Annotated in this window: 16 protein-coding genes; 11 read left to right on the top strand and 5 right to left on the bottom strand. The window is 58.9% G+C overall.

Annotation, left to right across the window (positions count from 1 at the left end; genetic code table 11):
- The first annotated feature begins 2 nt into the window (after nucleotides 1–2).
- Nucleotides 3–416, top strand: coding sequence for a YkgJ family cysteine cluster protein (locus tag AWT75_RS09230; RefSeq protein ID WP_045845938.1), 414 nt, complete (start codon nucleotides 3–5; stop codon nucleotides 414–416).
- A gap of 52 nt (nucleotides 417–468) precedes the next feature.
- The gene (locus AWT75_RS09225) at nucleotides 469–933 is read left to right on the top strand and encodes a DMT family transporter (RefSeq protein WP_062788961.1); all 465 of its coding nucleotides are present in this window, start codon (nucleotides 469–471) and stop codon (nucleotides 931–933) included.
- A gap of 71 nt (nucleotides 934–1,004) precedes the next feature.
- Here the strand turns inward: AWT75_RS09225 and AWT75_RS09220 are convergent, their stop codons facing one another.
- The 3 genes from AWT75_RS09220 to AWT75_RS09210 all read right to left on the bottom strand — a co-directional run bounded on the left by AWT75_RS09220 (nucleotide 1,005) and on the right by AWT75_RS09210 (nucleotide 2,480).
- A complete protein-coding gene (locus tag AWT75_RS09220; protein ID WP_062788960.1) occupies nucleotides 1,005–1,463 on the bottom strand; it encodes a glycine zipper family protein in 459 nt (152 codons plus the stop codon).
- 16 nt (nucleotides 1,464–1,479) lie between these two features.
- Complete coding sequence (locus AWT75_RS09215) at nucleotides 1,480–1,902, bottom strand: hypothetical protein (RefSeq protein ID WP_153013285.1); 423 nt, start codon at nucleotides 1,900–1,902, stop codon at nucleotides 1,480–1,482.
- Between the two features lie 83 nt (nucleotides 1,903–1,985).
- On the bottom strand, nucleotides 1,986–2,480 hold the full coding sequence (locus AWT75_RS09210) for a Spy/CpxP family protein refolding chaperone (RefSeq protein WP_062788958.1): 495 nt from the start codon (nucleotides 2,478–2,480) through the stop codon (nucleotides 1,986–1,988).
- Nucleotides 2,481–2,692: 212 nt separating this feature from the next.
- On the opposite strand from AWT75_RS09210, the gene AWT75_RS09205 reads away from it, so the two are divergent.
- The 5 genes from AWT75_RS09205 to AWT75_RS09185 all read left to right on the top strand — a co-directional run bounded on the left by AWT75_RS09205 (nucleotide 2,693) and on the right by AWT75_RS09185 (nucleotide 5,874).
- Entirely contained in the window at nucleotides 2,693–2,971 is a 279-nt protein-coding gene (locus AWT75_RS09205) for a VF530 family protein (protein ID WP_062788957.1), read from the top strand.
- A gap of 109 nt (nucleotides 2,972–3,080) precedes the next feature.
- Nucleotides 3,081–3,692: a glutathione transferase GstA gene (gene gstA / locus AWT75_RS09200; RefSeq protein ID WP_045845942.1), complete on the top strand. Its 612-nt coding sequence runs from the start codon at nucleotides 3,081–3,083 to the stop codon at nucleotides 3,690–3,692.
- A 103-nt stretch (nucleotides 3,693–3,795) separates the two neighbouring features.
- Nucleotides 3,796–4,149, top strand: a complete 354-nt coding sequence (locus tag AWT75_RS09195) for a nucleotide pyrophosphohydrolase (RefSeq protein ID WP_045845943.1) — start codon at nucleotides 3,796–3,798, stop codon at nucleotides 4,147–4,149.
- A 93-nt stretch (nucleotides 4,150–4,242) separates the two neighbouring features.
- Nucleotides 4,243–4,977 (top strand): NAD-dependent protein deacylase, encoded by a 735-nt coding sequence (locus AWT75_RS09190; RefSeq protein WP_062788956.1) that lies wholly within the window; start codon nucleotides 4,243–4,245, stop codon nucleotides 4,975–4,977.
- 93 nt (nucleotides 4,978–5,070) lie between these two features.
- Nucleotides 5,071–5,874, top strand: a complete 804-nt coding sequence (locus AWT75_RS09185) for a mechanosensitive ion channel family protein (protein ID WP_045845945.1) — start codon at nucleotides 5,071–5,073, stop codon at nucleotides 5,872–5,874.
- Nucleotides 5,875–6,102: 228 nt separating this feature from the next.
- Here AWT75_RS09185 and AWT75_RS09180 read toward each other — a convergent pair whose 3' ends face one another.
- Nucleotides 6,103–7,317 carry a cyclic di-GMP phosphodiesterase gene (locus tag AWT75_RS09180; RefSeq protein WP_062788955.1) on the bottom strand — a complete coding sequence of 405 codons (1,215 nt, stop codon included), beginning with the start codon at nucleotides 7,315–7,317 and terminating at the stop codon, nucleotides 6,103–6,105.
- 168 nt (nucleotides 7,318–7,485) lie between these two features.
- Between AWT75_RS09180 and AWT75_RS09175 the strand changes: the two genes are divergently transcribed.
- The 4 genes from AWT75_RS09175 (at nucleotide 7,486) to pyrI (ending at nucleotide 11,772) form a co-directional block, all read left to right on the top strand.
- The gene (locus tag AWT75_RS09175; RefSeq protein WP_131356848.1) at nucleotides 7,486–7,740 is read left to right on the top strand and encodes a YkgJ family cysteine cluster protein; all 255 of its coding nucleotides are present in this window, start codon (nucleotides 7,486–7,488) and stop codon (nucleotides 7,738–7,740) included.
- A 196-nt stretch (nucleotides 7,741–7,936) separates the two neighbouring features.
- Nucleotides 7,937–10,012, top strand: a complete 2,076-nt coding sequence (locus tag AWT75_RS09170) for a methyl-accepting chemotaxis protein (protein WP_062788953.1) — start codon at nucleotides 7,937–7,939, stop codon at nucleotides 10,010–10,012.
- Between the two features lie 362 nt (nucleotides 10,013–10,374).
- Nucleotides 10,375–11,295, top strand: a complete 921-nt coding sequence (pyrB, locus tag AWT75_RS09165; protein ID WP_062788952.1) for an aspartate carbamoyltransferase — start codon at nucleotides 10,375–10,377, stop codon at nucleotides 11,293–11,295.
- 18 nt (nucleotides 11,296–11,313) lie between these two features.
- A complete protein-coding gene (pyrI, locus tag AWT75_RS09160; protein ID WP_045845950.1) occupies nucleotides 11,314–11,772 on the top strand; it encodes an aspartate carbamoyltransferase regulatory subunit in 459 nt (152 codons plus the stop codon).
- Between the two features lie 202 nt (nucleotides 11,773–11,974).
- On the opposite strand, the gene AWT75_RS09155 is transcribed toward pyrI, so the two are convergent.
- Nucleotides 11,975–12,487: a GNAT family N-acetyltransferase gene (locus AWT75_RS09155; protein WP_045845951.1), complete on the bottom strand. Its 513-nt coding sequence runs from the start codon at nucleotides 12,485–12,487 to the stop codon at nucleotides 11,975–11,977.
- Between the last annotated feature and the right edge of the window lie 42 nt (nucleotides 12,488–12,529).

Genomic DNA, 12,529 nt, shown 5'->3' with positions numbered 1-12,529 from the left:
AGATGGCGGATATCGAAAGACTGGAAACCTGGGTCAAGTACAAGAACGGCCTGTGCAGCGATTGCATGGGCAGTTGCTGCTCGATGCCGGTGGAAGTGCGCCTGCCAGACCTGGTACGTATGGGCGTGGTGGACGAATTCGAGCTGGAAGAGCCGATCAAGAACATTGCCAAGCGGCTGGAAAAGCAGCGGGTGATCCAGCATTTCAATTTCAAGCACGGCATTTTCACCCTGGCGCGGCGTGCCAATGGTGATTGCCAGTATCTGGACCAGCAAACCCGTTTGTGCACCATCTACGAGCGGCGACCCAATACCTGCCGCAACCATCCCAAGGTCGGCCCCAAGCCGGGCTTTTGCGCCTACACCCGTAATCCCAAGGCCGCCCGCCCGGTACAGGCGGTGAAGCTATCTGGCTGATGTGGCAGCGGTTTCACGTGAAACCGCGCTTTTTTCCAAGCAAAGGACAGACATGAATCCGGTTTTTGCCCTGATGGCCTTTGCCATCGGTGTGGTGGTGCCCTTGCAGGCTGCGGTCAACAATCAGCTCAAACTGTTGCTGGGCGGCAGTACGGTGCTGGCGGCGATGATTTCCTTTGCGGTCGGCACCATCAGCCTGGCCTTGCTGGCCGTGTTCAGCGGCCAGAAATTCAGCGGCCTGAGCCAGCTGGCACGCGGCGAGTGGTGGATGTTCATCGGCGGCCTGCTGGGCGCGTTTTTCGTATTCGGTACCACCTTGCTGGCACCCCGGCTGGGCGTGGCGGCCATGCTGTCGCTGATCATTGCCGGGCAGGTGTGCGCGTCCTTGCTGTTCGACCGCTTTGGCTGGCTGGCCATGCCGCTGCGTGACATCAACCTGCCGCGGCTGGCGGGCGCGGCGCTGGTGGTGGCTGGTGTGCTGCTGGTGAACTTTGGCGACAAATGGTTCAGCCGCTGATGTGCTGAGCCGGTGTGAAATGGGAAAGGGGCTGGTCTGACAGACCAGCCCCTTTGTCTTTTACTGCCAGATCAGGGCAGACGCGGTGGCGGATAGTAGGGCGAGCTGTAACCCTGCTGACCGGGAACCTGATTGCCCTTGGCATACATGCACTGGCTGTAAGCCAGGTTGTAGCGATACTGGGCATCGTGGCCGCTGTAGCGTGCTTCACCGCTACCGGCTGCCGTGCCGGCAATCAGCCCCGCGCCTGCGCCGACACCGGCACCCTGATGGCCACCCATCAGCGCACCTGCGGCAGCGCCGACAACCGTGCCCAGCGCCATATTGCCGGCCATGGCATTGGTGGAGGCATCGGCGCTGCTGCCACCGCTGCTTGCCTCCGCATACTGGCGGCATTGCTGTTCTTCCTGGGCAAACACATCAAAGGGTTTGCCGGGCGCAGGCATCACCGCCACCGTCGGACCAAGCGGCACGGTACTGCATGCCGTCAGCCCGATTGCCGTCAATGGCAACCACAGCAGTTTGTTCATGATCTTGCTTCCTGGATTATTTGGGTGGCTGCGCCGGGACAGTCTTCCAGCCACCGGGACATTCGCTGACATAGGGGTAGTACTGCCTGGCCGCCTTGCAGTAGTACCAGACCTGGGCTGGCGGCGGGCTGGGTATTTCCTGCACCGGGGCAGGTGCCGGGGGTGCTGGCGGTACCGCCGGGGCAGCCACTACCACAGCAGGCGGATAGGGTGCCGGATAGGGGTAGACCGGTGCGTCATACCAGTACCACACGCCACCGGCTATCCACCACCAGCCCAGTTGGCCGTGGTAATAGCCGTGATGCCAGTAGCCGTCATGCCAATGGTTGATCAGCGGTGGGCCTTCATAAAAGCGCGGGTGTGCTTGCGCGACCGGGATGCCGCTGATGGCACAGCCCAACAGCAAGGCCAGGCTTGTCATGCGCGCTAGCGTTGTCATATTGCTTTCCTCATGCGCAAGGCTGGCGGGCAGACCAGCTGCCGTACACGCTACCGGGGCTGGTCTGTTCCATCCGCGCACTTTCAGTTGTTCGGCATGGGAGCGGATGCCGGACGGTGATGCGGCATGCGGCGCTGCATGCCTTCATGCATGTGCCGTGCTTCCTGGTCGAACAGCTTTTGCTGTTCCGGGCTCAGCTTCTGGTACAGCGCCTTGGTGGCAGCGGCATGCTGCTGCATCATGTCCAGGTGTTGTTGCATCATCTTGATGCGGCCATCCAGTTGCTCGGGCAGGGTGGCATCCGGTTTGGCTGGCGGCATGGCAGGCATGGCGGCCGGTTTCAGGGCATCTACATAGCTTTTCCAGCTGGCTTCCTGGGCCGGCTGGATTTTCAGCCTGTCATGCAGCATGTGCAGGTGTTGTTCCATCATGGCCTGACGTTTGGCCGGGTCCATCTGCCACATGTGTGCGGACATGTCCTTGCCGCCCATCGGACAATCATTGCCCATGGCATGAACGGTGGTGGCAGCTGCGCCGCCCAGGAGGCCGACAATCAACAGCGATTTGATCAGTTTCATGATGCGTTTCCTCGTGCAGGTCATTGTTGACGTTTGCAGTATCAGACACAGATGTCAGCCAAATATTGCCTGCCATCAGCCAATTGTTAGCAATGATGAAACATGCAATTCATGTCAAGCAGCAGTCTGCTGGCTGTTTGTCGCGGGCGGGGCTACACTGCGTCGGTTTCTCTGGCAGCAGCGTGTCTGCTGTCCATAACAGGATGATAGGCATGAGTGAAAAACAGTCCGCCGACCCGATGCACGGCATGACGCTGGAAAAGATACTGCAGGCGCTGGTGGAACACTTTGGCTGGCCGGAACTGGGGCGGCGCATCGCCATCCGTTGTTTCAATCACGAGCCCAGCATCAAGTCCAGCCTGGTTTTCCTGCGCCGCACGCCGTGGGCGCGCAGCCAGGTGGAAGCCTTGTTTGTCGAAATGAAAACCCGCCCGGCCAGCACGGCCGGCAAGGACATGCGGCCCAGGCTGTTTTCGGCGCGGCAGAAGTGATGCAGGCATGGCAGCTTGAAAATGAGGCGAAGCTGCCCCAATTGCAGGAGATGGCGGTGCCGCTACCGTAATGGCACCTTGTTGCGCGTTCTGTTGATCAGGAGATGGGATGAAACTCTACTACTCGCCGGGAGCCTGCTCCCTGTCGCCACATATCGTGCTGCATGCCAGCGGTCTGCCGTTTTCGGTGGAAAAGGTGAATCTGCGCGTTAACCCGCACCTGACCGCCAGCGGTGTCGAGTTTGCCAGTATCAATGCCAAGGGCTATGTACCGGCCTTGCAGCTGGAAGACGGCACGGTGCTGAGTGAAGGGGTGGCCATTGTGCAGTACCTGGCCGACCTGGTGCCGGAACGCAAACTGGCTCCGGCCAATGGCACACTGGCGCGCTACCGTCTGCAAGAATGGCTGAACTACATTGCCACCGAAGTTCACAAGAGTTTCTCTCCGCTGTTCTATCCGGGCAGCGATGAGGTGAAGAATGCCGCCTGGGACAAGCTGCGTGGCCGCTTTGGCGTGATTGAAGCCCAGCTGGCAAAAACGCCTTATCTGCTGGGTGATGACTTCAGCGTGGCGGATGCCTACCTATTTACCTGCCTGAACTGGGCGCACATGGTGCATCGTTCGCTGGAAGACTTCCCGGCCATCAGCGCCTTCATGAACCGGGTTCATGCACTACCGGCGGTACAGGCTGCGCTGAAGGACGAAGGCCTGCTGCGCTGAACCCACGGTAGCAAACCCAGGTACGCCCGCAATTTGCTGCGGGCGTTTTGTTTTGATATGGCAGTGCGGTTTCACGTGAAACCGTCATTGCAGGAGCAAGCGCATGGCACAACCGCCTTTGATAGAAACCGCCGCACTGGAAGCCGCCTTGCAGCGTTTTGCCGACGAACGTGACTGGCAGCGCTTTCACACCCCGCGCAACCTGATGCTGGCCCTGACCGGGGAGGTGGGTGAGCTGGCGGAAATCTTCCAGTGGCTGACCGACGAGGAAGTGGCACGACTGGCAGACGACCCGGCCCGCTTCACCCATTTGCAGGAAGAGGTGGCCGATGTGCTGCTGTATCTGGTGCGGCTGGCCAGCGTGCTGAAGCTGGATATCAATGCTGCCGTGCGCGACAAATTGCAAAAGAACGCCATCAAGTACCCGGCACCGGCGGCAGATGCCCCAGCAGCTTGATGTCGGGCAAGCTTGCTGCATTGGATTTTTGCCTGTGACAGCAATGCACGACTAAGCTTGGCAACAATAAAAAGCAGGTGCAGGAGACAGTAAATGCAGCAGGACATCATGCAACTGGCCAGTGCCATCCGGCAGGCTGGGCATATCGTGGTACTGAGTGGAGCCGGCATGAGCACCGAATCGGGCATTCCGGACTTCCGCTCGGCCAAGGGCTTGTGGCAGCAGGGCATGCAGCTGGAGGAGCTGGTGTCCATCGATTACTTCCGTGCCGACCCGGAAGCCTTCTGGCATAGCTTCAAGCAGCTGTTCCACACCAAGCTGCTGGGCAATTACCAGCCCAATGCCGGACACCGGTTTCTGGCCTGGCTGGAAGAAACCGGCAAGCAGGTGTCGGTACTGACGCAGAATATCGACGGCCTGCACGGCGTGGCGGGCAGCCGTCATGTTTCCGAGCTGCACGGCACCTTGCGCACGGCCAGCTGCCCGTCCTGCGGGCGACAGCAAGGGCTGGAATACATCAATCACCATGTGCTGCCGCTGTGTACTTACTGCATGGACGTGCTCAAGCCGGACGTGGTGCTGTATGGCGAGCCGGTACCGCTGATCGAGCATGCTTTTGACGTGGCCGTGTCGGCGGATCTGCTGCTGGTGCTGGGTTCGTCACTGGAAGTTTCCCCGGTCAACCATATCCCGCTGGAAGCAGCCCATGCCGGGGTGATGACGGCGCTGATCAACTACACGCCCACCCGCATGGACCGGGTGTTCGACCTGACCATACAGGCCGGTATTGGCGATACCTGCCAGCAACTGCGCAGCCTGTTGCCATAAGCCATTCTCACGGCCAGACCGTGCTGGCTGGCATTTTGTCGGCGCTCATTCTATTTTTAAGTGTTTTCTACCAACAGCTTAAATAGGATAGCCATGACAGACATCAACTGGACTCACTGGGGTGATCTGGCGGTACAAGCCGGCATCAATATCGTTTCGGCCATCGTGCTGTGGGTGGTGGGCCGCTGGTTCATCGGCCTGGCAGGCCGCCTGATGGATGAACAGCTGGTGGCGCGCAAACTGGACCCCACCTTGCGCCGTTACGCGCATTCCTTCCTGTCCGTCAGCCTGACCGTGGTTTTGGTGATTGCCATGCTGGGCTTCTTTGGCGTACAGACGGCCAGCTTTGCCGCCATCATCGGCGCTGCCGGCGTGGCAATTGGCCTCGCCTGGAGTGGCTTGCTGGCCAATTTTGCCGCCGGCATCTTCCTGGTGGTGTTGCGTCCCTTCAAGGTGGGCGATGTGGTGAGTGTGGCCGGCATCAGCGGCACGGTGCGTGAGGTGGGGTTGTTTTCCACCATCATCGACACCCCCGACAATGTGATGACCCTGATCGGCAACAACAAGATTTTTTCCGACAATATCCAGAATTTCAGCGCCAACAACTATCGCCGGGTGGATCTGAAAGCCCAGCTGGCCGGCAGTGCCGATCATGGCCAGGCCATCAGCCTGCTACGGGAAAAAATTGCCGCCATTCCCAATGTGCTGGCCGAGCCTGCGCCCACGGTTGCCCTGCTTGAATTCACCAACCTGGGCCCGGTACTGGCCGTGCGTCCCTATTGCCAGCCTGCCGACTACTGGCAGGTGTATTTCGACAGCAACCGGGTGATTCGCGAAGCGCTGGCCGAGGCCGGTTTCCCCAGCCCCGAGCACGCGATGGTGGTGCGTCAGGGCTGAGGATGATTCCGGGCTTCCGATGATTGACAAACACTTCTCGCTTTCTGAAAAGAAAGCGAGGCACCCCTTCTTCAATTGGCCGGGAAAGGGCGGGGGGAAAGGGAACAGATGGGAAGGCTGCGGAAGTAATCACTCTGTCGGAAGGCCCGGCTTTGCCGGGGCCGTGCAATTGCACCAGATAACCTTGTTGGCAGCCTGAAGCCCTGAATCATCAGGGCTTTTTTGCATTCACAGAAAACGCATCGGGTCGATGCGCCACTTGGTGGGCGATTCGTGGCTGACGATCTTGTCTGCCCCGCCGGCCCCCATGCTGCGCGACAGGTCCACCATCTCCGGCGGGATGTAGGTATTGCTCTTGGTGCTGAAAAACACCTTCACCTTGGGCGATACCAGATTATTGTCATTCTGTTCGATCACCACGCCAAGTTTGCCGCTTTCCAGCCGTACCAGGGTGCCGATGGGATAAATGCCGATACAGCGCATGAAGGCCTGCACCAGCACCGGGTTGAAGTGGAACTTGGACCACTCGAAAATCTTGCGCAGGGCATCGGTTGGCGACATGCCCTTGTGGTAGCAGCGGTCCGAAGTCAGCGCATCGTACACATCGACAATGGCTGCCATCTGGCCCAGCTGGGAGATTTCCTCGCCTTTCAGCCCTTCGGGGTAGCCGCTGCCATCGTGCCGTTCGTGGTGCTGGGCGGCTACTTTCACTGCGGTATCGGAGATGCCCTGGGTAGAGAGCAGGATCTGCTTGCTCTCCACCACATGGCATTTCATTACCGCAAATTCCTGTTCGGTCAGCTTGCCCGGCTTGTTGAGAATGCTGTCCGGTACTTTCATCTTGCCGATATCGTGCAGCATGCCGCCAATGCCGGCATGGTGAATCACCTCACGGCTCATGTTCATTGCATTGCAAAAGCTCACCATCAGGGCGCCGACGCTGACCGAATGCTGGAAGGTGTAATTGTCCTTGTCCTTGATGCGGCACAGCGACAGCAGCGCACCGCCGTTGCGCAGGATGGAGGAGGTCATCTTTTCGATGGACGGCTCCACCATTTCCAGCTGCACCTGCTTGCCCAGGCGCACATCCTGCAAGATGCTGCGCACGATCAGGTTGGCTTCGTTGTGAATCAGCTGTGCACGGCCGTATTCGGCTGCAGCATCCACCCGGCGTTCGGTTGGCACTTCGCGGCTGGCCAGGTCGATGATTTCCTGTTCCAGCTTGTGTTTGACTTCGGAAATGGTGGGGGCATGAGGCAGGTCCATGCCTTTGCCGGTATCGATGTAGACTTCGTGGATACCCGCATCGGCAATCTTGCGGATTGCGGCTTCATCCTTGACCAGAAAACGTTTCAGCAGAAACGGGTGAGACATCCAGTCGCAGTTCAGGTCGTGAATGTACATGCCAACCTTGAGGTCGGACACGTCGATGCACTTGATCATTTCGTGTGCTCTAAACTTGTTGGCAGCGGGAGGCTGTTGCTTGGTGTTCCGTAAATCGCGGAAAGATGTTTTTCGTTATTGTAAATTATCTGTGTCCGATTGACAGTTGGCTTGCATCTGCTTTGTGGTATGGTGGCCCGTTTTCCTGCCCCTGTACCCCCTGTTTCCATGCAATGCCGTCTCCATTGCGGTGCCTGCTGCATCGCACCGTCCATTTCCTCCCCCATTCCGGGCATGCCTTCGGGCAAGCCTGCCGGCGTACGTTGCATCCAGTTGAGCGCGGACAATCTGTGCCTGCTGTTCGGTCATCCGGAGCGGCCCGCCGTTTGTGCCGGCCTCCAGCCATCTGCTGAAATGTGCGGAGAAAGCAACAGCCAGGCCATGCACTGGCTGACCGAACTGGAAGCCAGAACCGCGCCCTAATTCTTTGTTATCAATATGTAAATCAATTTGTCATTAATAAGGCAGGGCCGCGCTATGCCGATGTGATTTATAGCTTTTTGATCACAAATTACGGCAGCACAAATGAATTTCCCCCATTATGCTAGAGGGTATGCGACTAAAAACATGCAGCTAAACAGCCAGCGCAACCATCACAACTGGATTCGGGGAAACGAGTATGGCGACGGAAAAGTGGGGTCATCTGAGTACACGCATCATCGTGGTGGCTGCGGCAGCCATCGCGGTGGGTTTCGCGGTGATGATAGGCCTGATTGCATGGCAAAGTTATTCGGCAGCCGTTGATGTGGGCTACAAGCTGGCTTCCGAGCAGGCCAGCAGTTACGCCAAGGATGCCGAGGGCGATTTCAATCAGGGCTTTACCCTGCCACATCATCTGGCCGACAGCATTCTGGGTATCAAGCGGGTGGCCGCACCAGACCGCAAGCTGGCTGACAACATGATCCAGCAATTGCTGGATGGCGCTCCGCAGTCGGTTGGCCTGTGGATGTTGTGGGAACCGAATGCCTTTGATGGCAACGATAATGCCTTCCGCCTGGACTGGCCGCGCCATGACCCTACCGGGCGCTATCAGCCCTACATTACCAAGAATGCCCAGGGCAAGGCGCAGATGGACACCATGATGTCGCCTGACCGCGTCAAGGATTTCCCGAAGTTCAAGGACCACCCGGAAACCTATCAGCCGGACTACGAAAAACCGGGCTGGGGTGATTTTTACTACGTGCCCAAGCAGCGCGGCCGCGACACCATTACCGAGCCTTATCCGTACGAAGTGCAGAACAAGAAAATCCTGGAAAGCTCGCTGGCCGTGGTAATGAAGGATGCCGCCGGCAAGATTCTTGGCGTGTCGGCCACCGACGTGGCACTGGACCAGTTGCAAAAGCGTTTTGGCGCCATCCACCTGTTTGAAACCGGCTATGTGCGCATGGTGTCCGAAGGCGGGCTGTACGTGGTGTCCGACAAGCCCGATCTCCTGGGCAAGCCGGTGCCCAAGGAGGATGCGCTGGCCAGCCATCTGGATCAGATCAAGAAGGGCGAGTCCTTCATTTACGAGGATGGCGGTTTCACCCATTTCTTCCACCCGGTCAAAGTGGGCGATACCGGACAGTTCTGGACGCTGGGGGTTTCCATCCCCACGGCAGCCATTACTGCCGATGCGAAAAGGCAATCGCTGACGGCCATCCTGATTGGCGTGGTGGCGCTGGTGGTGATCCTGTTGGTATTGACCGCCGTGGTCCGCACGCTGACCCGGCCGCTCAACAAACTGGCCGACACCATGGACCAGCTGGCCTCCGGCCGTGGCGACCTGACCGTGCGCATGCAGATTGCCAACCGCGATGAAATCGGCCGTACTGCCGATGCCTTCAACCGCTTTATCGACAGCCTGCGCGAGATGTTCATCGAAGTGCGCCAGCAAAGCCACGAAGTCAGCGTGGCGGCTGCCAGCCTGGCCGAATCTGCCAGCCAGGTGCAGCAGGCGTCCGCCAGCCAGACCGATGCCGCCAGTGCCACCGCGGCCGGGGTCGAGCAGGTTACCGTGAGCGTGCACCATATTGCCGATACCGCCGAAGAAGCCGAGCACACCGCGCGCGAAACCGGCGAGCTGACCACGCAAAGCGTGGCCACGGTCACCCGCATCACCGGCGAGATCGAGCGCATGACAAGCAGCATGCAGGCGCTGGCCGAACGTATGAACGGGCTGGGCGAACGCTCCGAAGAAGTCAGCACCATCGTACGGGTGATCAAGGACATCGCAGACCAGACCAATCTGTTGGCGCTGAACGCAGCCATTGAAGCCGCACGTGCTGGCGAAATGGGCCGCGGCTTTGCCGTGGTGGCCGACGAGGTGCGTAATCTGGCGGGCCGTACTGCCGAAGCCACGGTGCAGATCTCCCGCATCGTCAATGCCATCAGCAGCGAAACGCGCGACGCAGTGGCAGATGTGAAAAACAGCCGCGATCAGGTCAGCCAGAGCGTGGAGATTGCCGCCGAAGCCAATGCAGCGATGAATACCGTGCTGGGTCGCAGCCAGGGTCTGGTGGCCAGCATTGTGGACATTGCTGCTTCCACCCGTGAGCAATCCTCGGCCAGCCAGGAAATTGCCCAGAACGTGGAACGCATCAGCGCCATGGCACAAAGTAATGCCGATGTGGTGCAGCAGGTGTCCGATTCGGTGACGCAATTGCGCGAGCTGTCCGCCAACCTGGAAAGCCTGGTCAGCCACTTCAAGCTCTAGTTGCTGATTGTCGGCTGATGATGACAACGCCACCCTCCGGGGTGGCGTTTTGTTTGTGCGCTGAATTGGCCGATCAACATGCCTGGGGTCATGGAATTGGCAAAATGCGACACCGCTCTTATCAAGCGCAAGGTTTGGGATTAGAATCGCGGGGTTTGTTCGGAGGAGCCGTCTTGTCGCCATTTGCAGTTGTTGTCACCCGCCTCACCACCACCCGCGACGGTGGCGCAAAAGCGTTGCTGCAAGGCCTGACTGTTCCCGAACCCCGGCTATTCCAGAAAAAAAGCTCCTGATTGTTCAGGGGCTTTTTTTTTATGGGCAAAACAACATTCGCAGAATTCGCAGAACCAAGGACCCCTATCATGGCAAACCCGCTCTATCGGAAACACATCATTTCCATCCCGGATTTCTCACGCGAGGAGCTTGAGCTCGTGGTTGAAACGGCGGGCAAGCTCAAACGCAATCCGCGCAACGACCTGCTGCAAGGCAAGCTGGTGGGCAGCTGTTTCTTCGAGCCGTCCACCCGTACCCGCCTGTCCTTCGAAACCGCGGTACAGCGCCTGGGTGGCGACATCATCGGCTTTGCCGACGGTGGCAATACCAGCGCCAAGAAGGGCGAAACCCTGGCCGACTCCATCAAGATCATCAGCTCCTATGCCGATGCCGTGGTGATGCGCCACCCCAAGGAAGGCGCGGCGCGACTGGCCAGCGAGTTCTCCAGCGTACCGGTGATCAACGGTGGCGACGGCTCCAACCAGCACCCCACGCAAACCCTGCTGGACCTGTTCACCATCCGTGAAACCCAGGGCACGCTGGAAAACCTCACCATCGCCTTTGTCGGCGACCTGAAATACGGCCGTACCGTGCATTCGCTGACCCAGGCGCTGTCGTTGTTTGGTGCACGCTTCTACTTTGTTGCGCCGGAACAGCTGGCCATGCCGGAGTACATTTGTGAAGAACTGGACGAAAAGGGCATTGAATACACCCTGGTGGACAGCCTGGACGATGTGATTCCGCTGGTGGACATCATGTACATGACCCGTGTGCAGCGCGAACGCTTTGACGAAGCCGAGTTCAAGAAAATCCAGGGCCAGTTCGTGTTGCGTGCCGACATGCTGAAGACCGCGCGCACCAATATGAAGGTGATGCACCCGCTGCCGCGTGTGGATGAAATCACCGTGGATGTGGATGCCACCCCGCATGCCTATTACTTCGAGCAGGCCAAGAACGGTGTGTATGCCCGTCAGGCGCTGCTGTCGCTGGTACTGAACGAAACCGTCTAAATCAGGGAAGGAAACATCATGCAATACACCCGTACCGTCGAAGCCCTGAAACAAGGCACCGTCATCGACCACATCCCGGCCGGGCAGGGCGTCAACATCCTGCGTCTGTTCAAGCTGGCCGAAACCGGCGAGCGCATTACCGTTGGCCTGAACCTGTCCTCGCGCCACATGGGTGCCAAGGACATCATCAAGGTGGAAAACGTGGCGCTGACCGAAGAACAGGCCAACGAACTGGCCCTGTTTGCCCCCAAGGCCACGGTGAACGTGATCGACAACTTCGAAGTGGTGAAGAAGCACAAGCTGGAATTGCCGGAAAGCATCGAAGGCATTTTTGCCTGCCCCAACTCCAATTGCATCTCGCATGCCGAACCGGTGAAGAGCTTTTTCTCGGTACGCGCACAATCCAAGGACGTGAAAATGAAATGCAAGTATTGCGAAAAGGTGTTCAGTAAGGATATTGTTGCAGTCGTGCGCTAAGTCGTGCAGAGGCAGAGAATAGAGAACTTCAAGAACGGACGCTGTTTCAACAGCGCAGTAGCAGAACAGAAAACGCCGCAGGAAACTGCGGCGTTTTTCTTTATTCTCGCCTTCGGTAAGGAAGGCGAGGCACCCTTGCAGGGCAAGGGCGGGGGGAAGGGAGTAGACCGGAAGGCTGCCTGCCGGGCAGCCAGCTTGTTGATCAGGCCGGGCCTTCGCTCTGGCCGTCGATGAATTTCTGCATGTAGACCAGGTCCAGCCAGCGGCCAAACTTGAAACCCACCTGCGGCAGCACGCCCACCTTGATGAAGCCCAGTTTTTCGTGAAAGCGGATCGAGCCTTCATTGGCGGCATCCACCGCGCCCAGCATGGTGTGCTTGCCCAGCGCCTGCGCGCGCGGGAACAGGGCGCTGACCAGAGCGCTGCCAATGCCCTTGCCACGGGCGGCCGGGGCCAAGTGCACGCTGTGCTCCACGGTAAAGCGGAAACCGGGGCGCGGGCGGAAATCGCCAAAACTGGAAAAGCCCAGGATTTCGCCGTTTTCTTCGGCTACCAGCACCGGATAGCCTGCGGCCAGACGGTCCTGGAACCAGACGGCAAACTCGCCGGGATTGAGCGGGTCGTCATTGTAGATGGCGGTGGAGGTGGCAATCACCTCGTTGTAGATATCCAGGATGACGGCCAGATCTTCCAGCTTGGCATCACGAATTTGCATGGTTTCTCCTCTTGCTTGCTTGGTGGCCGGGCAGGGCAGTGC

This window comes from Aquitalea pelogenes, from assembly GCF_001515305.1.
Classification (GTDB): domain Bacteria; phylum Pseudomonadota; class Gammaproteobacteria; order Burkholderiales; family Chromobacteriaceae; genus Aquitalea; species Aquitalea pelogenes.
The sequence above is the reverse complement of the archived record's forward strand: the minus strand, read 5'-3'. Positions and strand labels throughout refer to the sequence as shown.

Bases quoted from the DNA above. Each gene is read 5' to 3' on its own strand.
- AWT75_RS09230 (WP_045845938.1), top strand. From the start codon at position 3: ATGGCGGATATCGAAAGACTGGAAACCTGGGTCAAGTACAAGAACGGC.
- AWT75_RS09225 (WP_062788961.1), top strand. From the start codon at position 469: ATGAATCCGGTTTTTGCCCTGATGGCCTTTGCCATCGGTGTGGTGGTG.
- AWT75_RS09220 (WP_062788960.1), bottom strand. From the start codon at position 1,463: ATGAACAAACTGCTGTGGTTGCCATTGACGGCAATCGGGCTGACGGCA.
- AWT75_RS09215 (WP_153013285.1), bottom strand. From the start codon at position 1,902: ATGACAACGCTAGCGCGCATGACAAGCCTGGCCTTGCTGTTGGGCTGT.
- AWT75_RS09210 (WP_062788958.1), bottom strand. From the start codon at position 2,480: ATGAAACTGATCAAATCGCTGTTGATTGTCGGCCTCCTGGGCGGCGCA.
- AWT75_RS09205 (WP_062788957.1), top strand. From the start codon at position 2,693: ATGAGTGAAAAACAGTCCGCCGACCCGATGCACGGCATGACGCTGGAA.
- gstA (WP_045845942.1), top strand. From the start codon at position 3,081: ATGAAACTCTACTACTCGCCGGGAGCCTGCTCCCTGTCGCCACATATC.
- AWT75_RS09195 (WP_045845943.1), top strand. From the start codon at position 3,796: ATGGCACAACCGCCTTTGATAGAAACCGCCGCACTGGAAGCCGCCTTG.
- AWT75_RS09190 (WP_062788956.1), top strand. From the start codon at position 4,243: ATGCAGCAGGACATCATGCAACTGGCCAGTGCCATCCGGCAGGCTGGG.
- AWT75_RS09185 (WP_045845945.1), top strand. From the start codon at position 5,071: ATGACAGACATCAACTGGACTCACTGGGGTGATCTGGCGGTACAAGCC.
- AWT75_RS09180 (WP_062788955.1), bottom strand. From the start codon at position 7,317: ATGATCAAGTGCATCGACGTGTCCGACCTCAAGGTTGGCATGTACATT.
- AWT75_RS09175 (WP_131356848.1), top strand. From the start codon at position 7,486: ATGCAATGCCGTCTCCATTGCGGTGCCTGCTGCATCGCACCGTCCATT.
- AWT75_RS09170 (WP_062788953.1), top strand. From the start codon at position 7,937: ATGGCGACGGAAAAGTGGGGTCATCTGAGTACACGCATCATCGTGGTG.
- pyrB (WP_062788952.1), top strand. From the start codon at position 10,375: ATGGCAAACCCGCTCTATCGGAAACACATCATTTCCATCCCGGATTTC.
- pyrI (WP_045845950.1), top strand. From the start codon at position 11,314: ATGCAATACACCCGTACCGTCGAAGCCCTGAAACAAGGCACCGTCATC.
- AWT75_RS09155 (WP_045845951.1), bottom strand. From the start codon at position 12,487: ATGCAAATTCGTGATGCCAAGCTGGAAGATCTGGCCGTCATCCTGGAT.